Genomic DNA, 24,581 nt, shown 5'->3' with positions numbered 1-24,581 from the left:
GTTGATTTTGATCGGTTTCGGATTTCGAGTGAAATTTGAAACAGCTTACAAGACTATGGGGAGCTTAAGCGTAATGCTCGCTCCTCTTTCGACTTGGTTGATTTCGATTATTCCTCCGTGGCGCTGCGCCACCGCAGAGACGATTGACAGCCCCAAACCGCTGCCCTCGGAATTTTCCAACTGAGAAAACCGATTGAATGCCGCTTCGCTTTGGTCTGGCGACAGGCCAGCACCGTCATCGGTCACGGTTAGGTTGACGTATTTGCCGTCACACCGCAGCTCAACTGAGATTTGGCTTAATTTTGGGCCACCGTGTTTGACCGCGTTGTCCAACAGGTTCTTTAGAGCCTCAATCAGAAAGACCTGATCGCCGAACACCGCGACCGCTCTCTCAGGCATCGTGACATCAAACTCGATACCCTTTGCGAGGATGTGGACTCCCATTTCGGCGCAGGCCTCTTCCACGACCGAGCGGAAGTCAATTTTGTCCATTTGGTCTTGATGCGTCGGCTGCCTAAGTCTCTCGAGTGACAAAAGCTGTTCGGCAACCGTTGCTGAGTTTTTTGCCGCCTCAACAAGCTCTGAGATGCGTTTTTCGCGGTCGTCATCAGTTTTTGCGTCCTGCAGCGCTTCGGCCATCGATTGCACGGCGGCCGCAGGATTCCGCAGCTGATGTGCAGCTTCGGATATGAACACTTGGTGCGCGTTGATACTGTTTTCCACCTGCCCAAAAAGCCGGTTCAGGGTACTGACAACTCCTTGAACTTCGACTGGGACAGGGCGCTTAATCTCACTGAGGTCATCCGGTGAACGCAGGTCTATTGCGTCCTGCAAATCCAGCAAGGGCCTAAGGCCACGAGCGACGCCGAACCACACCACAATGGCGAGGGTGGCCAGCAGAATTCCCATGAGAATTCCTGCGCGGATTGACAGCTCATTCGCAAACGCATTGCGGTCCGCCATGCGTTGCCAGACGGTAACCGTCGCATCTCCGATTAGATTGTCTATGGTCACGCGTTCCGTCATCTTAAGAACGCGCACTGGTTCCTGACGGTAGAGCGCTTCGAAAAACTGCGGTTTGTACGCCTCTTGAGCAGACGGGTTGGTGGCTGCCGGAGGGTAGGCATAGCCTGTTACATAGATGCCGCCGGGGCCCGTTACGTGGTAAAATATCTCTCCGCCCGACGCGTCGCGGATCATGCTGCGTGTTGTTGGTGACAGCGCGTCACCCCCCGAAATCGCAACATCTCGCGATATGGCTAGGCCAGCAGATAACAGGCTGTCGTCGAACAATTCCTGAGCCGTATTCTGCGCAATCATAAAGCGCCAAAGACCAAGCAGAGCGGCAATTAACACCAAGGGGGTTAGGATAAGAATGAAAAGCCTTGACCTGAGCGAGCCGTGATTGATCACTTCTGCACCTCAAGCAGATATCCCAGACCTCGGGCTGTCTTTATTCTAATACCGAGATCTTGAAGACGTTTTCTCAGCCTAGATACATGAGGCTCAACGGCAGAGGCCTCGACATCGGCACCCACGCCATAGACGTAGTCTGTAAGTTGGCTTTTGGGAACAATTCTACCCCTGCGCTCTAACAGGCATTCAAGCACCGCGATTTCCCTCCGCGGAATGTCCATAACTTCGCCCTGCACACTGACCTGACGTGCGGCGCGGTCGAATTCCAGGCCACCGATGCTCTCCTTTGCTCCGTAGTCGAGGTCTTTGCGTCGAGAAAGCGCCCGGATACGTGCTTCCAACTCGTCCATTTCAAATGGCTTAACCAGGTAATCATCGGCACCCATATCCAACCCGGAAACGCGGTCGCGTGTTTCGGCACGTGCCGTGAGCAAGATCACCGGTACTCCGTCGCCTCGATTGCGAAGAGACTTTAGAATCTCCAGCCCAGACTGTCCGGGTAAATTGATGTCCAGAACAACTAGGTCCGCGCCCTCTTGCGCGAGATACAATTCAGCCTCATCGCCATCCACAAGCATTTCTGCTGCATGACCCCGGTCACGTAGGCGGTAAGCAATAGCTTTGGCGAGGGTCTCGTTATCCTCGACGATGACGATCCGCATCGGGTCTCCTGCAAGTTTCGCGCAAGGTTGGCGCTCCATGATTGCCAGATGGGAGGGGGAATCAACCCCACAGTTCTATTTGCGATCACGGTGGCGCAGAGGGCGCTAGCGTGGTTGTCTGGTCAACAGGGAGGAACCAATGACCATTTCCAACTTCACCCGTCGCGCCGTCGTAGGGCTGATCGCCGCCGCCGGTATCGCCGCACCTGCCGCTGCCGAGGTCGATTTCTCGGGCAAGACAGTTGAATGGGTCATCCCGTTCTCGGAAACCGGCGGGTCTGCCAAATGGGCCAACTTCTTTGCGCCGCTTCTGTCCGAAGCTCTACCGGGTCAACCGACGGTGGTCGTGAAATTCATGCCGGGCGCTGGTTCGACCAAAGGCGCAAACTGGTTTCAGGACCAGAGCCATGACGACGGCACGCTGCTGTTTGGCACCTCCGGTTCAACTCAATTCCCATATCTGCTGAGCGATCCTCGCGTGCGCTATGAATACAACGACTGGATTCCAGTCATGGCGTCGGGAACCGGTGGTGTTGCCTATCTGAACGCCGAAGACGGAGCAAAGTTTGATGGCTCCGCGAACGCGCTTAAAGATACCAACTTCATTTACGGTTCGCAGGGCGCGACACGTCTTGACCTTGTGCCGCTGCTGGCCTGGCAAATGCTGGGTATGAATGTTGAGCCTGTTTTTGGCATCAAAGGACGTGGCGATGGTCGTCTGATGTTCGAGCGCGGTGAAGCCAACATCGATTATCAGACCTCGTCCGGCTATCTGGGTGGATCGGCACCTCTGGTTGAATCCGGTCAGGCTGTGCCGATGATGACCTGGGGGGCTCTTGATGCGGACGGCAACATCGTGCGCGACCCGACCTTCCCGGACATCCCGACATTCAAGGAAGTATGCGAAGCAACCGATGGCTGTGAAACCAGCGGTGAGGCATGGGATGCGTGGAAAGCTTTCTTTGTAGCCGGTTTCCCGGTTCAGAAGCTGGCCTTCCTGCCGGGTGACACGCCTCAGGAAGTGGTCGACGCATACACCGCAGCGTTCCAGGCTGTGACCGAGCGCGGCGACTTTGCTGACATCTCCTCGAAGCGCGTGGGTAAATATCCTGTGTTTGTAGGTGACGGCTCCAAGTCGGCGCTGCAAACTGCGACAAACGTCGATGACAACGCCAAGGCCTATGTCCTTAACTGGCTCAAAGAAGCCTATGGTGTCGAGCTGAACTAAGCCCAAACACCACTGCGCGTGCCCCAAGGTCGGGCGCGCGCTTTTCCAAACACAAGACAATTTATGAAAGGCGGCCGCTATGGAGGTTTTCGCCACCGCTCTTCCTGCGCTCAATGACGCGTGGGGTCTGATCCTGCAACCTATTGTTCTGGGGTATCTTGTTCTCGGCGTCGTCATGGGGCTGGCCGTAGGTGTTTTCCCGGGGCTTGGCGGTATTGCTGGTCTGTCCCTATTGCTGCCTTTCATGTTCGGCATGGACCCTATTCTTGGGTTGGCGCTGATGATCGGGATGGTTGCCGTTGTTCCGACCTCTGACACCTTCGCATCGGTTCTTATGGGCATCCCCGGCAGCTCTGCCTCACAGGCGACCGTGCTGGACGGCTTTCCGATGGCAAAAAAGGGCGAGGCCGCGCGGGCATTGTCAGCGGCCTTTGCTTCATCGCTTTTTGGCGGTTTGGTCGGCGCAACATTTCTGACCATGTTTATCCTGATCGCGCGGCCCATCGTTCTGGCATTCGGTCTGCCCGAGATGCTGATGATCACCATTCTTGGCTTGTCGATGGTCGCTATCTTAGCCGGACGTATCCCACTGAAGGGTGTCGCGGCCGCAGGGCTGGGTTTGATGGTCGGTACGATTGGCGAGGCGGACGCAGGCGGGTCGCTGCGTATGGCGACTTATGACATTCCCTACCTGACCGATGGTTTGAAGTTGGTCATCGTTGGCTTGGGTATTTTTGCGGTGCCGGAAATCGTCTCGCTGCTGCGTCAAGACCGATCCATTGCTAAGGGTGCCTCACTGGGCGCGGGCTGGCTTGATGGCGTCAAAGACTGGGCTGCAAACATCTGGTTGTCAGTCCGCTGTTCAATCATTGGCGTGGTTGTCGGTGTCATTCCCGGCCTTGGTGGCTCGGTTGTTGACTGGATCGCTTATGGCCATTCGGTTCAATCGACTAAAGATAAAAGCAACTTCGGCAAGGGTGAAGTGCGGGGTGTCATTGGACCGGAAAGTTCGAACAACGCCAAAGAAGGTGGAGGGCTGGTTCCAACCCTGCTGTTCGGCATTCCCGGTTCCGGCTCTATGGCAATCTTCATCGGTGCGGTCGCCCTGTTGGGGTCCGGCGATATCGAGGTCGGCCCAAGCATGCTCAAGGACAACCTCGATATTACGTATTCGATCGTCTGGCTGCTGGCATTGGCCAACGTGGTCGGCACCATCCTATGCATCGCGGCCTCCGGCGGTATCGCCAAGCTCACGACGATCCGCTTCACTTATCTGGCGCCATTCCTATTCATGCTGATCAGCTTCGCAGCGTTCCAGTCCGGACAAAACTTCGAAGACCTTCTGGCCCTGTTTGTCATCGGCTTGATCGGTATCTTCCTGCGCCGCTTTGACTGGTCGCGCCCGGCCTTTCTGATCGGCTTCGTTCTGTCGAACCCGGTTGAGAAATTCACCAACCAGGCGTTCCAGATCGCTTCGTTCCGCTTCCGCAAAAGCTTTGCAGAAGGCATGGAATATGTCTTTAGCCCGATCGTGATCGTCCTGATCGTGGTCACTGTGGTTTCGGTCATTCTGGGCATTCGGCAGGCCAAGATGATCATGGCCGAAGGTGAGGTCAAATCCGGAAGCAAGCGCGCGCCGCTGATCTTTTTGCTAGTGATCATGGCCTATCTGATCGTGGCGTTGGTCAATGCCAACATGATCCCTGACTACAACATGACCGACAAGATCATCCCGCTTGTGATCGGCAGCGTGTCGCTGTTCTGCTGCGTCATTCTGTTGATCCAGATGATGCGGCGACCCGAGGGGGATGCGATCTTTGCTGACAAGGAACTCGCCGGCGAAGATGCGAGCGCGCCACATGGACTTTGGTCAACGCTCGCCTGGTTTGCAGGTTTGATCGCGGCCACTTGGGTAGTGGGTTTTATCCTAGCCCTGATCGGGTTCCTGATCGCATTTTTCCGCATTCGCGCCGGGTCCAGCTGGCAGATGACGCTGCTCCTGACGGCTTGTGGCATCGGTTTCATGTGCTTCATGGCCGGCGCTTTGAACAGGGATTTCCCGCCGGGTCTGCTGCAAGACATGGTGAACCTGCCATGGCCGCTCAATTAAGCGCTCCACGGTTGCCCGGCCGGCCAATCTGGCGGGCTGGGCAGCGCTGAAATTCGAAATATCAACGGTTTGTAAAGGAGGGTTCGCGATGACCCAGACAGCAATCCCATATGTTTTCATGCGCGGCGGCACTTCCCGAGGACCTTATTTTCGACGCTCTGATCTGCCCGAAGATTTGGACACTTTGGCCGATGTTCTGGTCGCTGCCATCGGGGCTGGACAAGCGCTCAACATCGACGGGATCGGTGGTGGTAACGCAGTGACGACCAAAGTGGCGATGCTTTCAGTCAGCGAGGACGAATGGGCCGATATCGACTATTTCTTCGCGCAGGTTTCTGTTGATGAAAAGCGGGTCGATTTCAAACCCACCTGCGGGAACATCCTCTCAGGAGTTGGTCCAGCTGCGATCGAAATGGGATTGTTCCAGCCCAACGGCGATGAAACCGAAATCCGTATTCGCGCCGTCAATACAGGCGCCCGTGTCGTTACTAAAGTGCAGACCCCGGGCGGTGAGTTGGTGTACGACGGCGATGTGGAAATCGCCGGAGTCCCCGGCCATTCTGCACCGGTGCAGCTGAGTTTCATGGGCGTTGTGGGTTCGGCAACTAGTGCATTTCTACCCACTGGAAATTTGCGCGATACAGTGCAGGGGGTCGAGCTGACTTGCATGGATGTCGCTATGCCGATGGCGATAGCTCGAGCTGAGGATTTCGGACTGACAGGATATGAAAGCGCCGAAGAGCTGGATGCCAACCGTGCTTTTTTTGATCGGATGGAGGCCGTGCGGATCGAAGCCGGAGAACTGATGGGTATGGGGGACGTCTCGAAATCGGTAACTCCGAAATTCGGGTTGATCGCACCCGCCAGAGAGGGTGGAACTCTTGCGGTTCGGTATTTCATGCCATGGAAAACTCACCCGACACTGGCCGTTACAGGTGCGCAATGCATGGCGTCTTGCGCTTTGACGCCCGGTACCGTCGCCGACGGTTTGCTTGATCGCCCGGCTTCAAGCCCGGCTGACGTTGTATTGGAACACGCCTCAGGCAAGATCGACGTTCTGGTGGACTTTTCGAACGACGAGGAGTTCAACGTAATATCTGCCGGTCTGGTAAGGACTGCCCGCAAATTGGCGGATGGGCATGTTTATGTACCGGAATCAGAATGGAACGGCTGTTGAAATGGTGGGTCTAACTGGGTATACTATGGTATACATCATGAGGGTGTCACGATGGACGACTATTCCGAATGCCTTGATATCGCGCGTCAGGAACTCAGGCTGGCGCAGGCGGCTCTGCGGAGGGATATCTCGGACTACCCGACTCCGATTGCCGGGTGTGACGAGCAATTCAACCATTTGCTGGATCAACGTGAACGGGTTCGCAATGCGCTAGAAGCACTCGACACTCGTCATTTTGTGCCGACGCCAAGAAATCTGAGCACCGAGTAGGGTATAGGAAGTCGATGAAAGTTCACATTCTGGATGATTGGTTTGATACACTGCAGGGCCTGCCCTGTTTTGAAAAGCTATCTTACCATGACGTGAAGGTCTGGACAGATCATGTCGAAGATACCAGCGAAATGGCCGCACGCTTGAAGGACGCTGAAGCGCTGGTTTTGTTTCGAGAACGCACCAAGATCACCCGCGATTTGGTTGAAAAACTCCCAAATCTGAAATTGATCAGTCAGCGCAGCGTATACCCGCATGTCGATGTGCAGGCATGCTCGGATTGCGGCGTGCTGCTGTGTTCGAACATGCATGGCGGGACGCCTTCATATGCAGCAGCAGAACTGACATGGGCGCTGATCATGGCCGGGATGCGCGATTTGCCTGCGCAGATGGCCTCGGTCAAAGCCGGGCATTGGCAGGCCGGAGTTGGCAAGACCCTGAGGGGTCGGAAGCTGGGTCTGTATGGATATGGCCGCATCGCCCGCGCTGTTGCTGGCTACGCCGAGGCGTTTGGGATGAACGTGGTCTGGTGGTCCTCGGACGAAGGTCGGGCGCGCGCGCAGGCGGATGGTGTTCAAGTCTCCGCAAGCCGCGAAGCGTTCTTTGCCAACAGCGACGTTGTCTCAGTCCATGTCCGCCTGAAGCCCAACACACGCGGCATCATCACAGCGTCGGATTTCTCGCAGATGCAACCGGGAGCTCTGTTTGTGAACACCTCCCGGGCCGGGCTGATCGCTCCGGGTGCGTTGTTGGACGCGCTGAACGCCGGTCGCCCGGGTAAGGCCGCAATTGATGTCTTTGATACCGAGCCGCTTACTGACCCGAATGACCCTTTGCTATCGCACCCAGAACTGATTGCGACACCGCATATAGGTTTTGTGACCGAGGACGAATTCGACCTGCAATTCGCGGATATCTTCGATCAGGTGAACGCCTATTCTGAAGGTGCTCCCATTCACATGATCAACCCCGAGGCTTGGAACAGCGCGGGATAAGGTTGGTCGCTATGGGCGCGCCGATGATCACCAGCACGACCCTTGTCAGACGGTGGGTGATCATAAAGCCCAGATCCGCGCCCGAGACGATGGCCAAAACTGTCATCTCGGCCTGTCCATCGGGGGGCAACGGCCATGAAAGCCTCGACCGGCTGGCCGAAGTCCAACGCAGTCACAAAGGCGAAAAAAGCGGTAGCTAAGATGGCAAGGACGATGACATAGACGAAGCCCGCTGCAACCACCCGGCGGAGTTCGACCCAAGTGACGCCCACGAATTTCACACAGATCCCGCAGCCAATAATGAATTGTGCTGCAAGGATTGCCTCGCGAAGCGGTCGCGTAGGAAGGAAATCACCCAGTGACAGAGCCGCTGTCTGGATTATTGGGGCGAGGATGGATGCCCCGTAACTGCGCCTGAGATCAACATCGTCGCATTTGGTCAAAAAACTGTTCGTACAAGCATTTTGTTAAGGTAGTCATGCGCTTCTTCTGGACCTAACGCAAAAAATGCCTCGAATGACTCGCGGTGCCTACGCTCGCCGACAAAGGCAAGAAGAATTACCTCGGCCACATCATCAAGCAACATTTGGCCGTGCATTTCGTCAGTATTGATCATCCTTGTGTTGCAACCGGCTTCCTTCGCGATATTGCCCACGAAACGTGCAATCTTTGCCCTCTGACCTTCGACTGTAGCGAAGGCAGTGAGTGCCGTCATTCCGGTTCACAAAGGTTCTATGCCACCAAGCCGAGAGTGTTGATCCTATGGAGGTTTGGTCAGTCGTCATATGCCGTGGTAGCTCGTGGAAGCCTTTGGGTCGTAGTGTTTAGTTACAGAAATCCAGATCCGAAAAGCAATGCACTGGTGATCACCCCAAGAACCGGAACCACAAAAGGAACGCGGAAGTGCTCGGCGGCCTCGTCCGGCTTCATCTTCAGCAGGATCAACGAAATGTTGACGAGCACAAAGACGCCCAGAACGATCTGAGACGTGCGCTCTGCCAGAGTGCCAATCGGTATAGTTTGGGTCAGCAGAACGATGATCGCCACGACCAGCAATGTAGCGACAACCGGTGTCTGAGTTGCTTTAGGCACTATCGCGAGAACCTTCGGCAAATGGTCACGATCAGCTAGCCCGTAGATCACCCGAGAGGCCATGATCATCTGGATCAGCACTCCATTGACTGTCGCCACAATCGCTACTGCGGAAAAGCCCTGTTTGATCACCTCGGGCGCGTTTGAAAACACAAGCGCGAGGGGTGCTGCTGACGTCGAAAGAACATCAATCGGAACGACAAGTAGAACCGTCATTGAGGTTCCTAAATACAATACGGTCGCCAGAACGAGCGTTAGCAAAATCGCCTTTGGGATGGTGCGCACAGGGTCTTTCACCTCTTCCGCGACATTGGCCATGTCCTCGAAGCCAACAAATGCAAAGAAAGCGAGTAGTGATGCCGCGAAAATGCCTCTCCACGCGCCGAGTTCCAGCGGCGGAAGCATCGAACTTATCGCGTATCCCTGCGGATCCTGGATCGACATGCCCCAGCCAATCACAAAGAGAAGACCTGCGATTTCGATGATTGTGATGATAGCCGCAACAAGGACTGACTCCGTGATCCCCCAAAGCGCGATAAGACCCATGATGAAAACAACGCTTATGGTCAAAATAGGGATCGTAAAACCGGTCAAAGCGTGCAGGTATGACGCTGCGCCGATTGCAACGGCAGATGCCGAGATAACGCCCGAGGCTGCCACCGCTAGCCCGACAAGAACCGCCATCCAGTTTTTCCGAAATCCCGCCTCGACATAGGCCGCTTCACCTGCGCTGACAGGAAATCGAGTTGCGAGTTCTGCGTACGACAGTGCGGTAAGGGATACGACGAGAGCTGCCACAACAAACGATAACGCCGCAAAGGGTCCGGCAATGCCTGCCGTTGCGCCCACTAAGACGTAAATGCCTGCTCCTACTGTTACCCCAAGTCCATAAAGTGTGAGCAACGGAGTGGTCAGGGCCCGTCTGAGTTTCTGTTCTTTCGGATCAACCGTGTTCATTAGCCTTTTCGCCAACTGCTTCGTCCAGGATGAGCAAGCGGTGTTTGCATTTGGTTTTACCCGCGACCGACGACGTGGCCGATTTCGATGATCGAACCCGCGCCGTGTCAAAATCGCTCCACCGTCCGGGCAAAGTGTTTGCCGGCAAGTTATGAGGGGCTCGCCAACTTTCCTGCCGAGCCCCCGGGTGGAACTTCCACGCCTTCAGAATTCCGTTCACCTTCTTGTTTGCTTGGGGACAGGTCGGTGAACGTAGATCACGCTGAAACATTCGTATTTCACTATGTGAATCTTGCTGGCGCTTTGATCTATGTCAATCAACACCTCGCGCCGGGTCTGCGAGGCTAAACATGAGCTGCCGTCGGTTGTTCGCGGCCATGAAGAAAATGCCGGAGTGCGACGCAGCGTCGGACCTGGCGTGGCAAGTTGTTTGTGATGTTTTGGAACCTGTTACCAGCGTTTGGCGGCATCGGCCTCTTCCTTGTTGGAATGCTGTTGATGACGGACGGGCTGAAGGCTTTGGCCGGCGCGCGGCTGCGCGATATTTTGAGCCGCTTTACGAAAACGCCGTTTACAGGGGCGGTAACAGGCGCTGTCACAACGGCTGCGATCCAGTCTTCCAGCGCAACTACCGTTGCAGCTGTCGGGTTCGTCGCGTCTGGTCTGCTCACATTTCCCCAAGCGCTTGGGATCATCTTTGGGGCCAATATCGGAACGACCATGACCGGTTGGCTCGTGGCACTCTTAGGGTTCAAACTAGACCTAGGGCAAGTGATGTTACCTGTTGTTTTTGTCGGGGCTTTGTTGGCGCTTTCGGGAAGAAAGACGGTATCCGGCCTTGGGCTGGCATTGGCCGGGTTCAGTTTGATTTTCATTGGGATCGAGCAACTCAAGTCCGGGCTTGACGCTTTTCGTGGCGTAGTTACTCCTGCCGATTTTCCGCCAGATACACTGCTCGGCAGGCTGAAGCTTGTACTAATCGGTGTCCTTATCACGATGGTGACGCAGTCTTCGAGCGCCGGCGTCGCGACAGCCTTGGCTGCGTTAAGCGCTGGTGCTGTGAACTTCCCTCAAGCGGCGGCGCTTGTCATTGGAATGGACGTGGGGACAACTTTCACCGCTGTTTTGGCCACCTTTGGTGGGGGCACGATGGCTCGCCGCACCGGTTTTGCTCATGTGATCTACAACGTGATGACGGGACTAATGGCATTTTTCCTGCTGGGGCCGTTTACTTCGGTCTTTGTAAGCGGGGCGGGGGCAGGAAATTCTCTGACTGCGCTTGTCGCATTCCATAGTTTCTTCAACGCCATAGGCGTAGCGCTGATTTTACCCTTCGCCAAACCTTTTGCCAAATTTGTCGAAGCACTCGTACCTGACCGAGGTGCCGAGTTAACGAGATCTCTGGATCCTCTTGTCCTTGGGATACCTGAAATAGCCGTGGATGCGGCAAATGCTGCAGTCGAAAGAATTGTAAGGGCCGAAGTGGCGCACCTTCGGTCATGTATGGGGGCATCTCAGCCGCGCGGAACCGACTATGGGCGGGACAATATTGAGACCGCTGTCTCCGAAGCGCGCTCGTATTTGGATAAGATAGAACTGTCCAGCAGGTCCGACGCAGAGTTATCCAGTATCAAAGGTATGTACCATATCCTCGATCATCTTGATCGGTTGCTCTACCGGTGTAGCCAAGATGATCGGATTAGCGAGTTGCCGAAGGACCCGCGTTTGAAACGGCTTGCCTCGGTGATGATTCGAGCTACCGACGGTTACTTGAAGACCGACGATCCCGAGAAATGTGAAAACACGCTGAACCGCGTTCGCCGTTTCCTGCGACGTCAGAGGAAACTCCGCAGAGATTTGCTCATTTCTGACGCTGCAACTGATAGTCTGCCGGACGAAGTTGTTTGGGCTCGGCTGGATGCTCTCAGATGGTTGCATCGCGCATCTTATCACCTTTGGCGAATTCGCTGGCATTTGAACGCATTGGAAGGAGTACCTTCTGGGCACAAGGGTGGTGAGGTTAATGACGAGGTGGCGTAGCTGCAGACCGACCGGGATTAGACTTGGCGCGTTCACAAACGCTATTCGACCGAAACGCCAATCTTCGTGCTGGAACGTGCAACATGAGCAAGATCAAAGAAGTTTCCTAAAGATACCGTTTGATAAGAACTTCATCTAGGGTAACGAATTGGAGGGGCATATGCAGATTGTTCGCGGGGTTTTACTGGCACTCTTCGTCACGGGACCTGCACTGGCACAGGACATTAGCGTCGACGAGGGACGTGATTTGTACCGGACGTATTGCTGGCAATGTCACGGTTTCGAAGCCACCGGAGACGGGCCAATGGCCGAAATGCTGGCCATTCGAACACCCGATCTCACCAAGTTGGCGAGCGGAAACGACGGTGTATTTCCGACAGATCGCATAGCTGAACAGATCGATGGTCGTTCACAATTGCTAGCCCATGGTGGCGAAATGCCAATCTTTGGCGCAGTCTTTGAGACTGACCAACAAATCGCGGTGGCTTTGCCCAATGGGCAACCAATGATGGTAGGCTTGCCGTTGGCGAATTTGCTCGCCTTTCTGGAATCGATCCAGGCTGATTAGTCACTGACTAATCTGCTGGTCCGCGTCAGCCGTGCGTCTGATTGACATGAGAGTCAGGGGAGGCCCCAACACTTCGAAGGCCACTGTGCTGGCCAACGTAAAGGCCATGATGGACGCGGCCCAGTTTGGAAACTGCTCTCCGGCAACAAGAGCCATACCGACCGCGACACCAGCCTGCGGCAGCAAGGCGGGCCCGTACCAATGGGCCTGACGGCGGGGTAGGCCTCCTAGTCTCGCCCCGCAATAGCCCCCCACAAGACGTGCTATGGTGCGCAGGATCAGGAAAAGGGCACCGGCCCAACCCATCAAGCCAAAGGCCTCAATATCCAACGTTGCACCAGCCAGCAGGAAGAACAGGATCATGAATGGCCACTGGATGTGCTCTATCTCGTGAAACGCGCGTTCGTGATGTCGGGCAAGGTTACCGATCACCGCGCCGACAACCATGCCTGCTACGAGGAATGAAACCTCCAGCCATAGCGCTAGGCCCGCTGTAAGAAAGACGATGCCCACTGCTTCTGCCTGCATTGGCTCCCCTGGTTTCAAACGGCCGGTCAGGTAAGCGGACGGAACGCCCAAGGTGACACCCAAAACAATGGCGCCCCCGAAATCCCACATCGCTGCGGCGGTGACGGTGGCCCAACCGTCTGTATGGCCAGCCAGAACCAAGACGATGCTGAAAACGATCAGACCCCAAGCGTCATCTATTGCGACTACGCCCTTTAACGTCTCGGTAAAGCTGTTGGAAACTCCAGACTGTTTGATCACATCAGTCATTGCGGCCGGAGCCGTAGCTGTGGCAATTGCCGCCAACACCAATGCCAATCCAAACGGCATACCAATTGCGGTCAATCCAGCAGACACAATAGCAAGGGTTGCAATCACTATTGAAATCGAAATCGTCAGAATGGCTCGGCCATGCCGAACCAGGTTCTCGCGCGTCAAAAATCCTCCAAGAAGGAACGCGACCATCGTCAAGGCCACAATGGATACTTCGTCGAACCACATTGCAACGTCGAGTGGTATCAACCCCGTTCCGGCGTTCCCGGCGATCAGACCGAGAAAAAGTAAGGTTGTAACACGAGGAAGATGTGTGGCCCGGCCAAGCTGATCAGCCGCCAATCCGGCAAGAAAGAGGACACCAAGCGTGATCAGAAAGCTGGCAACGTGCATAAAAAACCAAGCGTTAAGTTCTTGTCTGAACTACTCTAACTCCAACCAAGCTTGCTAGGAACCGATGTCGGAGCGAATGCAAGAGCGCTGTCGCAGCTCAAGGCGAGGATCCCAAAAAATAAAGTATATTGATCTGTATTAAGGCGAAAGCGCGCTACAGGTGGCAAAATAACTCATTTAGGGAATGAGGAGGAATTTTCGATGCCGACAAAGAAATCTAGCTCAAACTACCCGGCTTCGCTTGTGGACGTTTTTAAGCAAATGCAGCCGCCCATGTCTGGCAGTCCGGCTTTCGGCGCTCAGATCGAGCAGTTTTGGGACGCACAAGAAAAAATGCTCGAAGAAACAGAGGCCTTTGCGCAGCATTGGTTCGAACGGCGTCATGAGGCGGTCCGGACGGCCCTAAAAGCCGCACGCAATGTGTCTTCCGCGAACCCGTCCGATCCATCTAAAGCCCTTCAGAGCATGGCGGATTGGCAGCGCCGTTCAGCGGAGCGGTTGGTCGCTGACGCTCAGGAATGGTTCGAAACGGTGGCGCGCTGCGCTGCGTATGTGGCTGAAACCGAAGCCGAAGCCGTTGAGAAAACGGTTGATGACGTCACAGCCGCTACAAAGAGCGCAGTCAAGTCTGCAAAGTCTGAGCCTGTGTAGGTTTTCTTTTGCCGAAAAACAAAACTGAAAACATCGGAGCAGTAGACAGGAGGTCAAATGTACAAGAATATCCTGATCCCGGTTGCTCTGGACCAAGACCACGACACTCAAGCGTCCTTCGAGGCCGCACGCCATTTGGCCGATGCGGACGCTGTTTTTACCGTCATACACGTCCAAGAGCCTATTCCGGCGTATGTAGGGTCTCAGATTCCAAGCGAAGTGCTGGAAAACACGCGGCATGAGATTTTGGAAAATCTGCATCAGACTGCCTCTGAAATTCCAGGCGCGAAGGCTCGACTCATCTCTGGGCACGCGGGCAGGGCTATTGTTGACTTTGCAAATGAGAGTGGTGCGGATTGCATCGTCTTGGCTTCGCACAAGCCTGGTTTCGAGGATATTTTCCTAGGTTCCACTGCGAACAGAGTTGTGCATCACGCCAGGTGTTCGGTTCACGTAATTCGCTGAACCAATGCTTGCGATGCGCGACCTTTAGGGGTCTTGCCAGAAGAACCTTGCTTGAGCGGGGCAGGGCGGTTGCGTGGCTTTTGCCCGTGGCCAGACCTGCCTCGTTCAAGAACTTCAAAACCAGCCCGAAATCATCCTTTTTTCTTGCTAGTTGCCAAAGCTTCAGTGCCAGATGCTGGCGTGGCCGCTTTTGGCTGAAGTTGTGCAGCGAACCGAGAGTTCCGAGGAAGGGTCCGACTAACGGTTCTACGAAGAAACTGTTCCGTTCTGAACCCAAATATCGAACTGTGCCAAAACAGCATCGCTAAAAGCCTGGTCGTTGATATGGGCGTCCAGTTCGGTTGTCGGCACTCGGTCCGACAGGACTTTTCGAACTTCGTCAACCATATCAGCCAATGCGTCGGGGTCGTGGGCTTCTTCCCCTTCCTTATCCCAGGCTTCGACGCCCAGTACCGGCAAGAAAAAGTGAACCGGCCCGGTCGCGGCCTCTAGACGATTGGCGAGTTCCCGAACCCAGGCGCGGCGTTCTTCGCCAGTAAACACCGAGCTTTTTATCAGGCGGTTATGCTCGTGAAAGGGGCGATCAGCGTATTGATCCGGAATGTCCTGCCAGCCTGCAAAATCCAGCAGATCCAGCGCGCCCGGCGCAACCATTTGCGGAGTGCCCGCGCGCCCAGCATTCGTCACGCGGTCTTCGCCGCTGGACACGACCGACCCAGCCATCAGGTTCCCAAATTCCTGCATGCAGAAATCCATGACGCAGACAAAAGCGCCTTCGCCGGCGAGTTTCTCAAACGCCATGCCGCCCATTCCTGTTGAATGGAACACGGCGACCTCAAAACCACGCTTTTCCAAGGCGGGCTTCAGGGTTTTCATGTATCGCAGACAGGAAGAGCCAAGGCTGGTCATCCCGATCAACGGTTTGCTGCGATCCAGCTCAATGGCTGCATTGGTCGCTCCGACAACAGCACCCGCAGCCTGGCTCAAAGACGATCGGCAGATTGAATTCATCCCATATAGGCCACCGGCCCAAAGGATCATTTGAATGTCCGGGGCCAGGCGATGCGGGGGGATCAAGGGCGAGAAGCTAACGGTCGAAACGATGTATTTCGGAACACCCATTGGCAGCGCCTGAGCGCAATCTAGCGCCAGATCAGTGCCCATCGTTCCACCGATTGCCAGCATGCCTTGAAAACGTCCCGCTGCATAAGCCTGCGCCACGACCTTGGCTGCGCCTGCGGACATGACGCGGAATGCCTTGTTTTCATCGCCTTGCGCGATCACCTCGTCAATTGTCATTCCGCCCGCAGCAGCCACGTCGTGTTTGCTGATGTCCGTCGCGCTTTCCGGATCTCCAAGAACCGAGACGTCCATTGTCAGAACATTGGCACCTTGCGCTTTGACCACGTCCTCGATGAAGCGCATCTCAGGTTCTTTCGTGTCGTAGGTGCCAATCAGCAGAACTGTTTTTTGGGTCATGTGTTCCTCTCCTGCATGCGCATAAGTCCAGAAATTGGGTCAGCAACTCTCGGGCGGTTTCAAGAAATCGGGTGTTGCGGTCTGATGAGCCTTCTTCGTCCAATCGGGATGAGATCCAGCCAACATACGATGTGGCGCGCAAGGCCATGAATAGATCAAGCTGGTCTGTATTGATGGGACGTTCGGACCGATATCCATCAAGCAAGGCCCTGCGCAGCTGTTCAAAATCCGGCTCCTCCCGGTTCTTGATCAGCGTTGTGGCCACGTCGAACAGTCGGAAGCCATAGCCAGAGTCATCGAAATCAATCAGCCGTATTTTGTTGCCGTCCACCATCACGTTTTCACGCACGAGGTCGGCATGTATCAGGCCGTAATCCAGGCTGCTCTCAAGCCGCTGCAATTCGTGGTCTGCTTTGTCTCGAAAGCGGAGCAGAAGGGCTCGGTCTTCACCGTTTATCGTAGGGTTTTCCCAAAAACGGCCCCAAAGTGGTTCTTCGCCCAGCAGTCCGGCGCGGTCCCAGGACCAACGCGTGAAGTTTTTCGGAGGTGTCCAGGCGTCGCTGATTTTGTGCAACCGGGCCATTTCGCGGCCAATTGCCTTGAATGTCTCGGCTCGGTTTTCAGGTTCAAGCCTCGCCCCGGTCGCGCCCAACGGGCGGCCGGGCAACCAATCCAACAGATCGACGTGAATCCCATCGACCTGAATCAGAAACTCTCCATTCTTGGTCGCGGCAGGGGAGGGCACACTGACGCCGTTCGCCGCAATCGCTGACATCCATTGGAGTTCCGACCTAAGCTCGGCGGCTGAATGCAGACCCTCGCGATGTAGGCGCAACGCAAAAGACGCCGTTCCGTTCCGCACGCGGTACACATGGTTTTCGCGGGCAGCTACCAACGACCATTCGGCATCTTCCATGCCCCATTGGACGAGGGCTTGCTCTACGATCTCTTTCATCGCGTCAGGGGCGTTTCAGCCAGAACTTCGTCCAGCGTATCGAAAAGGAGGTCTGCATTTTCGATCGAAAATGGCATCGGGGGGCGGATTTTCAGGGTGTTCTTATGCCTGCCTAATTTGGAATGGATTATGCCGCGATGGCGCATGGCATTGATAACGCGATCGGTGAAAGCGCCGGCGGGTTCCTTGCTTTCACGGTCCAGAACCATTTCGGCACCGAATATCAGGCCTGATCCTCTGACATCACCAATGAACTCGTATTTCTGCTTCAATAGGGTCAGCCTTGAACGCGCATGTTCACCGACGGCTTTCGCATTTGTGATCAGGTCGTGATCTTCCATTTCCTGCAGGACGGCCATCGCCGCGGCACAAGAGACCGGGTTGCCACCGAACGTATTGAAGTAGCGATACCCTTTGCGAAAGGTTGAAAGGATTTCGCCGCGCGTCACAACGCCACCCACCGGATGCCCATTGGCCATGGGTTTGCCCATCGTAACGATGTCCGGCACCACGCCCATTTTTTGGTGCGCCCACATATGCGTGCCCGTGCGCCCAAAGCCCGACTGAACTTCGTCGCAGATCAAAAGACCACCAGCCTTTCGAACAACTTCGGCCACGGGCTTCAACCATCCCTCGGGGTGATCTGGAAACCCTTCGTTCAGAAAATAGGGGCAGATGACCAAGGCCGCGAAACCAACGCCGGACTTTTCATGTTCGGCGATCTGTTCGGCCACTGCGTCAGCGAATCCCGCACCATCCGGGTCCGGGTTGCGATAACTGTCCGGGGCGTCGACGAACCTGAAGTACTGATCCAGTCCGAACCCGACCGTGGGCACATTGGATTTGCCCAGTTGGCTGACCAGCGCGGTATTGCCGTGGTAGGTTGCGTCGGTGGCAATGATGCCCCGTTTGCCGGTCATTCCTTCGGCCATGCGCAGCGCGATGTCATTGGCCTCGGACCCGGTGCAGGTCAGGATCGCGGTGTCGAGTGAGGTATCCATGGTACCCGTCAACTTTTCGACGTAATCCAGAATACCGTCGTGCAGGTATCGCGTGTGGGTGTTCAGTGTCGAAGCCTGACGACAGATCGCCTCGACCACGCGCGGATTGCAATGTCCAACGTGGGGGACGTTGTTGTAGCAATCCAGATACTTGCGACCATCAGCATCCCAAAGCCACACGCCTTCGCCTTTCACGAAATGCACGGGCTCGTCATAGAACGTCGAAACGTTAGGGCCCAAGAGCCTCGCCCGGCGTTCCATAAGTTCGACTGACTTAGAAGGAAGGGTCACGCAAAATCCTCGGCTCAGAGTTTTATCCAGGCGGTTTTCAAGTCCAGATATTTATCGAACGCATGCAAGGACTTGTCATGCCCGTTTCCGGATTGCTTTACCCCGCCCAGAGGCACGGTGATATCCGCGCCGCCATAGGTGTTGACGTGCACCACACCGGCCTGAATTTTCGCGATCATACGGTGGGCGCGCGATAGGTCAGCTGTCCACAGGCCCGCGGCCAGGCCGAACTTTGACGCATTGGCCAGCGCGATTGCTTCTTCTTCGGTGTCGAAGGGTTGCACCGTCAGAACCGGGCCGAACACCTCTTCGCAGACGACGCGGTCATCGGGTTGTACGCCCGTGATAATCGTTGGTGCCATATAGGTGCCGCCTGTTTCTTGCAGGATGCGCGTACCGCCCGTGGCAATGGTGCGACCTGCGGCGCGGGCCTCGTCAACGAACGCGAGGTTCTGCGCCAGTTGGTGTTCCGAGTTCACAGCACCCGCTTGAGTATTTGGGTCCAGCGGGTCGCCGACCCGCATCGCCTCAGCATTCTGAACCAACATTTCAACGAACTTGTCGTGAATTTCGCGCTGCACCAGCAGCCGTGATCCGGCGACGCAAACCTGGCCGGAATTGCGAAAGATACCGGCGACTGACACTTTCGCGGCCTCAGTCAAATCAGGTGCGTCGGCAAAGACGATGTTTGGAGATTTGCCGCCAAGTTCCAGATAGACACGTTTGAGGTTGGACTTCGCAGAGGCCTCCATCAACCGCCGCCCGGTCGCGCCCGATCCGGTGAAAACCAGAACATCGACATCATGAGATTCGGCGATCTCGGCACCAACGACCGCGCCTTCTCCTGTCACGACATTGAAAACGCCGGGCGGCAGTCCGGCGTTGATAGCAAGCTGCGCCAGGCGGATCAGGGTCAACGAGGCCGTTTCTGCGGGTTTCAGCACCACTGTACAGCCCGCGGCAAGGGCTGGGCCCAGCTTCCAGCTGCCGATCATCAAAGGAAAGTTCCATGGCACGATTGCGCCAACAACTCCGACTGGCTGTTTATGCACAAGCCCAAGCGCGTTCGGTGCAGTTGGGGCAATCTCTCCGTAAATCTTGTCGACCGCTTCTGCAAAATAACGGATCGTTCCCGCGGCGCTGAGGGGTTCGGCCTTGTAGGCCATTCCGATTTCCGTCCCATTGTCGCGCACGCCTAAAACGGCCAGTTCTTCCGCGTTTGCTTCGATCAGGTCCGCCCACTTGAGCAGAATTTTCTTGCGAGAAGAGGGGGCTAGCCCGGACCATCTTCCATCGTCAAAAGCACGTCGCGCAGACCGGATTGCCAACCTTGCGTCGTCTCGCGTGCCCTTGGGCATGGTGGTCAGGATCGAGCCGTCGATGGGCGATACAACGTTCAGTGCACCGCCGTCTGATGACTGATGAGGGGTGCCTTCAATCAGATGACTTGCCGGTGGAATGGCGCGGGACCGAAGTTCCTCAATTCTTGAAGTGTCCAAGTCAGGCCTCATGGTTTAAATAATGAACCTATGGTGTCAAAAAAAGTGTCAAACTTTAAACGTGCATTTGTCAATGATGATTTTTTTGTTGACAGGTGAAGAATCCAATTCAGAATAAATGATGCTAAAGGTTCAAATAATAAACCAACGTAGCGACGCGTCGCAGGGAGATGATATGTCCAACAAAGCCAAGGCCGCACTGGCCGCACTTGCTATTGGTCTGGCCGGTCCGGCCCTGGCCGAGTACCCCGAAAAACCCGTAAGCTTCATTGTCCCGTGGCCTCCGGGCGATTTGGAGGACGTGCTGACCCGGATGATCGCCGAAGACTTTCAGGCGGAATATGGCGTGCCAGCGGCTGTGGTGAACAAGCCCGGCGGTGGCGGCGGCCCGTTCCCCGGCGCTGTTGAGGTCGCCACGGCCCCGGCAGATGGCTACACCATCGGCTCTTTCGTTCCGGCTGTTTCCTTGATTGGTCATGAGATCGACATTCCCGAGCTGACGCCCGAGAAGTTCGACCCGATCGGTATCTTCCTGACTTATCCGTTTGTCATCGCGACTTCTGGCAACGCGCCTTATTCGTCGATGCAGGAACTGGCTGACTACGCCAAGGAGAACGAAGTCTTCTTGGGACACTTTGGCGACGTGCTGACGCCGACCCAAGTCACCAAGGCCCTGTCATCGACAATGGGATTTGAATGGGGCGGGGACGCTGCGTTTGACGCATTGGATTGCAACACGCTGGCTTCGGGCGATGCGGATGTGATCAACACCACGTTGCAACTTATCCTGCCGTGCATTGATGACGTGAAAGTGCTGGTCTCGATCACGGGTGAGCGGATCAGCAAGGTTCCTGACACGCCCGCGATTGGCGAAGTCGAACCGAGCCTCGACATTTCCCTGTGGAACGGTCTGTTCGTGACCAAGGACACCCCGGCAGACGTGCGCGACAAGATTGCTGCCGTTGCCGAGAAAACGGTCAAAAGCGAGCGAGCACAGCAATTGGCCGCAGAAACCGGTGCGCTGGTCTACTGGCTGAATGCTGACGAAAGCGCTGCTGTTATCGCAGAAGACAAAGCAACTCTGGGCACCATCTCAGAAGCGCTGGACCAGTAATTGCGATCTTGCGAGAGGGCGCGACCGTGCCCTCTCAACTCTGCTAGGGGCCACTTCGAATGGACAATTCCGAGCTTTTACAGGTCAAGACAAAGACATCCGGTCAGGTTGTGTTTGTTGTTGCAGGTCTGATCGTAACTCTGGTCCTGCTTTCGCAGATCGGCAATCAGACTGAGTGGACCGAAAAGGCGCGCAATATTGGCAGCCAGCCTCGTTTGTGGCCGGCAATCGCGCTGATCACGATGCTTGCGGGCTTTGCGGTACATTATCGCTTGATGCGACGCAGAAAGCCCAATGCTTTGGATTGGGTCGAAGCGCGTCGCTGGGCAGAGCCTTTGGAATACCTTGTTTGGTTCCTGGTCTATGTCGCGGCCGTTCCACGCCTAGGTTTTATGCCCATGAGCATCATCTTCGCCTGCGCACTGACGTACCGCTTGGGCTACCGAACCCGTTTTGCAGTGGGAATTGCCGCGCTGTTCGCGATTGCGATGGTGGTCCTGTTCAAGGGCTTTCTTGGCGTCAGTATCCCGGGCGCGCAAATCTATGAGTTCCTGCCGGACTCGGTCCGAACATTCTTCTTGGTGTATCTCTGATGGATCTGATCTTTTCGGCCATTGACGTTCTGGCGCGCTGGGACGTGATGCTTGCCCTGCTGGTTGGGGCTGTTGGCGGCGTGGCCATCGGTGCAATTCCCGGGGTGGGACCGGCTGTTGCCATTGCCATCCTGTTGCCCGCGACATTCTCGATGGATCCGATCGTTGGGCTGACGCTGCTGTTGGGCATCTACGGCTCGTCAATGTACGGTGGGTCCATACCCGCAATCCTGATCAACACGCCCGGTACGGCCGTGAATGCGTTGACCACCTATGACGGGTTCCCGATGACATTGAGGGGCGAGGGGCGGCGAGCGCTGTCCTTGGCCTATTCAGCCAGCTTTCTGGGCGGCTTGTTTTCGGTGATCTGCCTGATCTTTCTGTCGCCTGTACTTGCGAAGATCGCGCCAATGTTCGGCTCGCGTGAGATCTTCCTGGCTGCGTTGCTTGGCCTTGTATTGGTCGTCGTTGCCCACAAGGGTCAGATGGCGATTGCGGCCGCGCTTGCGGGGTTCGGCATCCTGATCGGAACAGTTGGTCTGGAACCAGCTGCCTACACGCGCCGCTTCACCTTCGGGCAGAGCTGGTTGGCCGGTGGTCTTGATCTGATCGTGGTGGTTCTGGGCCTTTTCGCGCTGTCGCAGGCCTTTTTGCTGCTGACGATGGATGACGAGAAAATTCGGCTGCCCCGGTCGCGCGGCTCGTTGTTTCAGGGTTTTCGGGAACTGGCCCGGCACCCGCGCGTTGCGGCCATCTCGGCCAGTTTCGGAGTGGTCATGGGCATGATCCCGGGGGTCGGGGAATTCACGGCTCAGTTCATGTCATACACTTCGGCGCGGAAACTTTCGAAGAACCCCAAAGCGTTTGGGCATGGCTCGTCAGAGGGGCTGATCGCGTCGGAAACCGCGAACAACGCTGTCCCTGCGGCGGCCATGATCCCGCTGTTGGCGTTGGGCATTCCGGGTGAGGCTCTGACGGCGATGATGCTGTCGGTATTCTATGTGCACAACGTCGTGCCGGGGCCGGGGCTGTTCCAGAATGACATGGACTTTGTCGTTGCGCTGTATATCGCGCTGTTGGTCCTGAACGTCATAGTGGTTGGCTTCCTTTTGGTCTCGACGGGCTGGCTTGTTCACCTGACGCGTATTCCCAATCGTTTTCTGGGAATGTGCATCCTGTTGCTCAGCTTTGTGGGCGTCTATTCGATCCGCAACTCTGCGATGGACTGCATCATCGCGGCTGTGTTCGGTTTGCTGGGGTTCGTCCTTAAGCGCCTGAATATGCCCATCGTGCCGATCATCCTGGGGATGGTTCTGGGCGGGATCATGGAGGTCAAGCTGCGGGCGTCCCTAGCGCGGGTCAAAACCCCGTTGGACTTCATTGATCGCCCGATCGCGTTCCTGCTGTTCTGCATCATCCTGATCATCCTCGTTTCGACCATCTGGCGTGTCTGGCGGGAATGGCGGCCTGTTGATCGCCGCTCGATGCAGAAAAAAGCATCCAACACCTTTGCCAAACGGATTTCGGGCCGTTCGCATCGACACTTTGAAAATCGCAAGAAGCAACAAAGACGGAGGCGTTTCTATGACCATGTGGGTTCCTGAAGACGACGGGTTCGCAGACCTCGGCTCGCATGACAGTTTCGCCAAAGGCGCGCCCTACAACACATTTGCACGGCTGCGGCGCGAAGCGCCCTGCCACTGGTCCGAATTTGAGGGCGGCAAGGGGTACTGGTCCATTACCCGTCACGCGGATATCGACAAGATGGTGCGTGACGTCGAAACTTTTTCGTCGGCGCGTGGGATTCGTATGGAGGATCAGACATACGAGGAATACATGGCTCGTCGCACCTTTCAGGAAACCGATGGGACAGAGCACCGTAAGGTCCGCATGAAAGTGGCCAAGGCGTTCTCGCCCAAGGTTGTGGCTGGGTTCGAGGGGCAGATCCGCGATCTCTGCGGTCCGATTTTGGATAGGGCGTTGGAGAAGGGAAGTTTCGACGCAACGCGCGATATCGCGCGGGAGTTGCCCATGCGGATGCTGGGCCAAATTCTGGGGGTCCCGGACGAAGACCTGCCGTGGCTGGTCGACAAAGGTGATGCCCTGATGGCCAACTCCGATCCGGATTTCACCGAACACGTGGTCGACAAGATGGAGACGAACGCCTATCGCCTGATGCCGTTCAACTCGCCTGCTGGTGCCGAGTTGTATGAGTATTCCCGCACGCTGATGGACAAGAAAAATGCGACCGGTGACACCAGCGGCATTCTTCACCTCATTCTGCAGCCCGATGAAAATGGTGAAACGATCTCGGAAACCGAGTTCCGTAACTTCTTCTGTCTGTTGGTTGCCGCGGGCAATGACACAACCCGGTACTCCATCGCGGCAGGGATTCAGGCGATCGCACGGCAGGAGGGTCTGCTGGAAGAGATGCGATCGGGTGAGGTTTGGGGCACAGCCGCAGATGAGATTGTGCGCTGGGCTTCACCCGCGACCTATTTCCGCCGGACGGCGATGAAGGATGTCGAAGTCCACGGCCAGCAGATCCGGGAAGGCGACAAGGTTCTTTACTGGTTCATTTCGGCCAACCGGGATGAGACGATGTTCGAAGACCCGTATCGACTGAATCTGTCACGCAAGCCCAATCGTCAGCTGGGATGGGGGCAGGGCGGGCCGCACGTTTGCCTGGGAATGCATTTGGCTCGGCTTGAGGTGCGGGTGCTGTTCGAGGAATTGGTCAAACGGATCAAAACCATCGAACCCGACGGGCCCGAGGCCTTTGTCCGATCCAATTTTGTAAACGGCATCAAACGGATGCCTGTTCGCGTCACTCTGCAATAGGTTA

General features: G+C 56.0%; 23 protein-coding genes and 1 pseudogene. 13 read left to right on the top strand and 11 right to left on the bottom strand.

Features of this window, described 5'->3' with window-relative positions; genetic code table 11:
• Positions 1-45: 45 nt before the first annotated feature.
• Together ACR0MV_RS09815 and ACR0MV_RS09810 are read right to left on the bottom strand one after the other, a co-directional pair.
• The gene (locus tag ACR0MV_RS09815; protein WP_480701995.1) at positions 46-1,356 is read right to left on the bottom strand and encodes a sensor histidine kinase; all 1,311 of its coding nucleotides are present in this window, start codon (positions 1,354-1,356) and stop codon (positions 46-48) included.
• Positions 1,357-1,409: 53 nt separating this feature from the next.
• Entirely contained in the window at positions 1,410-2,078 is a 669-nt protein-coding gene (locus tag ACR0MV_RS09810; RefSeq protein WP_480701994.1) for a response regulator transcription factor, read from the bottom strand.
• A 139-nt stretch (positions 2,079-2,217) separates the two neighbouring features.
• On the opposite strand from ACR0MV_RS09810, the gene ACR0MV_RS09805 reads away from it, so the two are divergent.
• The 5 genes from ACR0MV_RS09805 (at position 2,218) to ACR0MV_RS09785 (ending at position 7,858) form a co-directional block, all read left to right on the top strand.
• Positions 2,218-3,306, top strand: coding sequence for a tricarboxylate transporter (locus ACR0MV_RS09805; RefSeq protein WP_475204466.1), 1,089 nt, complete (start codon positions 2,218-2,220; stop codon positions 3,304-3,306).
• A gap of 79 nt (positions 3,307-3,385) precedes the next feature.
• Positions 3,386-5,416: a tripartite tricarboxylate transporter permease gene (locus tag ACR0MV_RS09800; RefSeq protein WP_480701993.1), complete on the top strand. Its 2,031-nt coding sequence runs from the start codon at positions 3,386-3,388 to the stop codon at positions 5,414-5,416.
• An 88-nt stretch (positions 5,417-5,504) separates the two neighbouring features.
• Positions 5,505-6,593 carry a 4-oxalomesaconate tautomerase gene (locus ACR0MV_RS09795; protein WP_480701992.1) on the top strand — a complete coding sequence of 363 codons (1,089 nt, stop codon included), beginning with the start codon at positions 5,505-5,507 and terminating at the stop codon, positions 6,591-6,593.
• 51 nt (positions 6,594-6,644) lie between these two features.
• Complete coding sequence (locus ACR0MV_RS09790; protein WP_480701991.1) at positions 6,645-6,863, top strand: hypothetical protein; 219 nt, start codon at positions 6,645-6,647, stop codon at positions 6,861-6,863.
• Positions 6,864-6,877: 14 nt separating this feature from the next.
• Complete coding sequence (locus ACR0MV_RS09785) at positions 6,878-7,858, top strand: D-2-hydroxyacid dehydrogenase family protein (RefSeq protein WP_480701990.1); 981 nt, start codon at positions 6,878-6,880, stop codon at positions 7,856-7,858.
• On the opposite strand, the gene ACR0MV_RS09780 is transcribed toward ACR0MV_RS09785, so the two are convergent.
• The 4 genes and pseudogenes from ACR0MV_RS09780 to ACR0MV_RS09765 all read right to left on the bottom strand — a co-directional run bounded on the left by ACR0MV_RS09780 (position 7,827) and on the right by ACR0MV_RS09765 (position 9,907).
• Positions 7,827-7,922 carry a hypothetical protein gene (locus ACR0MV_RS09780; RefSeq protein WP_480702262.1) on the bottom strand — a complete coding sequence of 32 codons (96 nt, stop codon included), beginning with the start codon at positions 7,920-7,922 and terminating at the stop codon, positions 7,827-7,829. The two genes, ACR0MV_RS09785 and ACR0MV_RS09780, sit on opposite strands and share 32 nt — an antisense overlap.
• A gap of 121 nt (positions 7,923-8,043) precedes the next feature.
• Positions 8,044-8,301, bottom strand: a pseudogene (locus ACR0MV_RS09775) (AbrB family transcriptional regulator); the annotation flags it as partial.
• The gene (locus tag ACR0MV_RS09770; protein WP_170422416.1) at positions 8,298-8,573 is read right to left on the bottom strand and encodes a hypothetical protein; all 276 of its coding nucleotides are present in this window, start codon (positions 8,571-8,573) and stop codon (positions 8,298-8,300) included. The pseudogene ACR0MV_RS09775 and the gene ACR0MV_RS09770, both read right to left, overlap by 4 nt.
• A gap of 113 nt (positions 8,574-8,686) precedes the next feature.
• The gene (locus ACR0MV_RS09765) at positions 8,687-9,907 is read right to left on the bottom strand and encodes an APC family permease (RefSeq protein WP_480701988.1); all 1,221 of its coding nucleotides are present in this window, start codon (positions 9,905-9,907) and stop codon (positions 8,687-8,689) included.
• Positions 9,908-10,342: 435 nt separating this feature from the next.
• Here ACR0MV_RS09765 and ACR0MV_RS09760 point away from each other — a divergent pair, with 435 nt between their 5' ends.
• Positions 10,343-11,947 (top strand): Na/Pi cotransporter family protein, encoded by a 1,605-nt coding sequence (locus ACR0MV_RS09760; protein WP_480701987.1) that lies wholly within the window; start codon positions 10,343-10,345, stop codon positions 11,945-11,947.
• A 160-nt stretch (positions 11,948-12,107) separates the two neighbouring features.
• Positions 12,108-12,515 (top strand): c-type cytochrome, encoded by a 408-nt coding sequence (locus ACR0MV_RS09755; RefSeq protein WP_480701986.1) that lies wholly within the window; start codon positions 12,108-12,110, stop codon positions 12,513-12,515.
• Here the strand turns inward: ACR0MV_RS09755 and ACR0MV_RS09750 are convergent, their stop codons facing one another.
• Positions 12,516-13,688, bottom strand: coding sequence for a cation:proton antiporter (locus ACR0MV_RS09750; RefSeq protein ID WP_480701985.1), 1,173 nt, complete (start codon positions 13,686-13,688; stop codon positions 12,516-12,518).
• Between the two features lie 201 nt (positions 13,689-13,889).
• On the opposite strand from ACR0MV_RS09750, the gene ACR0MV_RS09745 reads away from it, so the two are divergent.
• Complete coding sequence (locus ACR0MV_RS09745; RefSeq protein WP_480701984.1) at positions 13,890-14,339, top strand: phasin family protein; 450 nt, start codon at positions 13,890-13,892, stop codon at positions 14,337-14,339.
• A 57-nt stretch (positions 14,340-14,396) separates the two neighbouring features.
• The gene (locus ACR0MV_RS09740; protein WP_170422405.1) at positions 14,397-14,804 is read left to right on the top strand and encodes a universal stress protein; all 408 of its coding nucleotides are present in this window, start codon (positions 14,397-14,399) and stop codon (positions 14,802-14,804) included.
• 246 nt (positions 14,805-15,050) lie between these two features.
• Here ACR0MV_RS09740 and ACR0MV_RS09735 read toward each other — a convergent pair whose 3' ends face one another.
• From ACR0MV_RS09735 to ACR0MV_RS09720, 4 genes are read right to left on the bottom strand one after another with little or no spacing between them, the layout of a single operon-like run.
• A complete protein-coding gene (locus tag ACR0MV_RS09735; protein WP_480701983.1) occupies positions 15,051-16,283 on the bottom strand; it encodes a Tm-1-like ATP-binding domain-containing protein in 1,233 nt (410 codons plus the stop codon).
• Complete coding sequence (locus tag ACR0MV_RS09730; RefSeq protein ID WP_480701982.1) at positions 16,231-17,238, bottom strand: homoserine kinase; 1,008 nt, start codon at positions 17,236-17,238, stop codon at positions 16,231-16,233. The genes ACR0MV_RS09735 and ACR0MV_RS09730 overlap by 53 nt, the downstream gene beginning before the upstream one ends.
• Complete coding sequence (locus ACR0MV_RS09725; RefSeq protein WP_480702261.1) at positions 17,235-18,500, bottom strand: aspartate aminotransferase family protein; 1,266 nt, start codon at positions 18,498-18,500, stop codon at positions 17,235-17,237. The genes ACR0MV_RS09730 and ACR0MV_RS09725 overlap by 4 nt, the downstream gene beginning before the upstream one ends.
• A 44-nt stretch (positions 18,501-18,544) precedes the next feature.
• The gene (locus ACR0MV_RS09720) at positions 18,545-20,029 is read right to left on the bottom strand and encodes an aldehyde dehydrogenase (RefSeq protein WP_480701981.1); all 1,485 of its coding nucleotides are present in this window, start codon (positions 20,027-20,029) and stop codon (positions 18,545-18,547) included.
• A gap of 175 nt (positions 20,030-20,204) precedes the next feature.
• Between ACR0MV_RS09720 and ACR0MV_RS09715 the strand changes: the two genes are divergently transcribed.
• From ACR0MV_RS09715 to ACR0MV_RS09700, 4 genes are read left to right on the top strand one after another with little or no spacing between them, the layout of a single operon-like run.
• Complete coding sequence (locus tag ACR0MV_RS09715) at positions 20,205-21,143, top strand: tripartite tricarboxylate transporter substrate binding protein (RefSeq protein ID WP_170422397.1); 939 nt, start codon at positions 20,205-20,207, stop codon at positions 21,141-21,143.
• 59 nt (positions 21,144-21,202) lie between these two features.
• Positions 21,203-21,736, top strand: a complete 534-nt coding sequence (locus ACR0MV_RS09710) for a tripartite tricarboxylate transporter TctB family protein (protein ID WP_170422395.1) — start codon at positions 21,203-21,205, stop codon at positions 21,734-21,736.
• Positions 21,736-23,340 (top strand): tripartite tricarboxylate transporter permease, encoded by a 1,605-nt coding sequence (locus ACR0MV_RS09705; protein ID WP_170422393.1) that lies wholly within the window; start codon positions 21,736-21,738, stop codon positions 23,338-23,340. The genes ACR0MV_RS09710 and ACR0MV_RS09705 overlap by 1 nt, the downstream gene beginning before the upstream one ends.
• A complete protein-coding gene (locus tag ACR0MV_RS09700) occupies positions 23,321-24,577 on the top strand; it encodes a cytochrome P450 (RefSeq protein WP_480701980.1) in 1,257 nt (418 codons plus the stop codon). Before ACR0MV_RS09705 ends, ACR0MV_RS09700 begins: the two co-directional genes overlap by 20 nt.
• Positions 24,578-24,581: the final 4 nt, after the last annotated feature.

Source organism: Ruegeria sp. BC3 (genome assembly GCF_056539265.1).
The sequence above is the reverse complement of the archived record's forward strand: the minus strand, read 5'-3'. Positions and strand labels throughout refer to the sequence as shown.

Bases quoted from the DNA above. Each gene is read 5' to 3' on its own strand.
- ACR0MV_RS09805 (WP_475204466.1), top strand. From the start codon at position 2,218: ATGACCATTTCCAACTTCACCCGTCGCGCCGTCGTAGGGCTGATCGCC.
- ACR0MV_RS09705 (WP_170422393.1), top strand. From the start codon at position 21,736: ATGGATCTGATCTTTTCGGCCATTGACGTTCTGGCGCGCTGGGACGTG.
- ACR0MV_RS09715 (WP_170422397.1), top strand. From the start codon at position 20,205: ATGTCCAACAAAGCCAAGGCCGCACTGGCCGCACTTGCTATTGGTCTG.
- ACR0MV_RS09745 (WP_480701984.1), top strand. From the start codon at position 13,890: ATGCCGACAAAGAAATCTAGCTCAAACTACCCGGCTTCGCTTGTGGAC.
- ACR0MV_RS09700 (WP_480701980.1), top strand. From the start codon at position 23,321: ATGACCATGTGGGTTCCTGAAGACGACGGGTTCGCAGACCTCGGCTCG.
- ACR0MV_RS09790 (WP_480701991.1), top strand. From the start codon at position 6,645: ATGGACGACTATTCCGAATGCCTTGATATCGCGCGTCAGGAACTCAGG.
- ACR0MV_RS09765 (WP_480701988.1), bottom strand. From the start codon at position 9,907: ATGAACACGGTTGATCCGAAAGAACAGAAACTCAGACGGGCCCTGACC.
- ACR0MV_RS09735 (WP_480701983.1), bottom strand. From the start codon at position 16,283: ATGACCCAAAAAACAGTTCTGCTGATTGGCACCTACGACACGAAAGAA.
- ACR0MV_RS09795 (WP_480701992.1), top strand. From the start codon at position 5,505: ATGACCCAGACAGCAATCCCATATGTTTTCATGCGCGGCGGCACTTCC.
- ACR0MV_RS09760 (WP_480701987.1), top strand. From the start codon at position 10,343: ATGTTTTGGAACCTGTTACCAGCGTTTGGCGGCATCGGCCTCTTCCTT.
- ACR0MV_RS09730 (WP_480701982.1), bottom strand. From the start codon at position 17,238: ATGAAAGAGATCGTAGAGCAAGCCCTCGTCCAATGGGGCATGGAAGAT.
- ACR0MV_RS09755 (WP_480701986.1), top strand. From the start codon at position 12,108: ATGCAGATTGTTCGCGGGGTTTTACTGGCACTCTTCGTCACGGGACCT.
- ACR0MV_RS09800 (WP_480701993.1), top strand. From the start codon at position 3,386: ATGGAGGTTTTCGCCACCGCTCTTCCTGCGCTCAATGACGCGTGGGGT.
- ACR0MV_RS09780 (WP_480702262.1), bottom strand. From the start codon at position 7,922: ATGATCACCCACCGTCTGACAAGGGTCGTGCTGGTGATCATCGGCGCG.
- ACR0MV_RS09785 (WP_480701990.1), top strand. From the start codon at position 6,878: ATGAAAGTTCACATTCTGGATGATTGGTTTGATACACTGCAGGGCCTG.
- ACR0MV_RS09725 (WP_480702261.1), bottom strand. From the start codon at position 18,500: ATGGAACGCCGGGCGAGGCTCTTGGGCCCTAACGTTTCGACGTTCTAT.
- ACR0MV_RS09710 (WP_170422395.1), top strand. From the start codon at position 21,203: ATGGACAATTCCGAGCTTTTACAGGTCAAGACAAAGACATCCGGTCAG.
- ACR0MV_RS09810 (WP_480701994.1), bottom strand. From the start codon at position 2,078: ATGCGGATCGTCATCGTCGAGGATAACGAGACCCTCGCCAAAGCTATT.
- ACR0MV_RS09740 (WP_170422405.1), top strand. From the start codon at position 14,397: ATGTACAAGAATATCCTGATCCCGGTTGCTCTGGACCAAGACCACGAC.
- ACR0MV_RS09770 (WP_170422416.1), bottom strand. From the start codon at position 8,573: ATGACGGCACTCACTGCCTTCGCTACAGTCGAAGGTCAGAGGGCAAAG.
- ACR0MV_RS09750 (WP_480701985.1), bottom strand. From the start codon at position 13,688: ATGCACGTTGCCAGCTTTCTGATCACGCTTGGTGTCCTCTTTCTTGCC.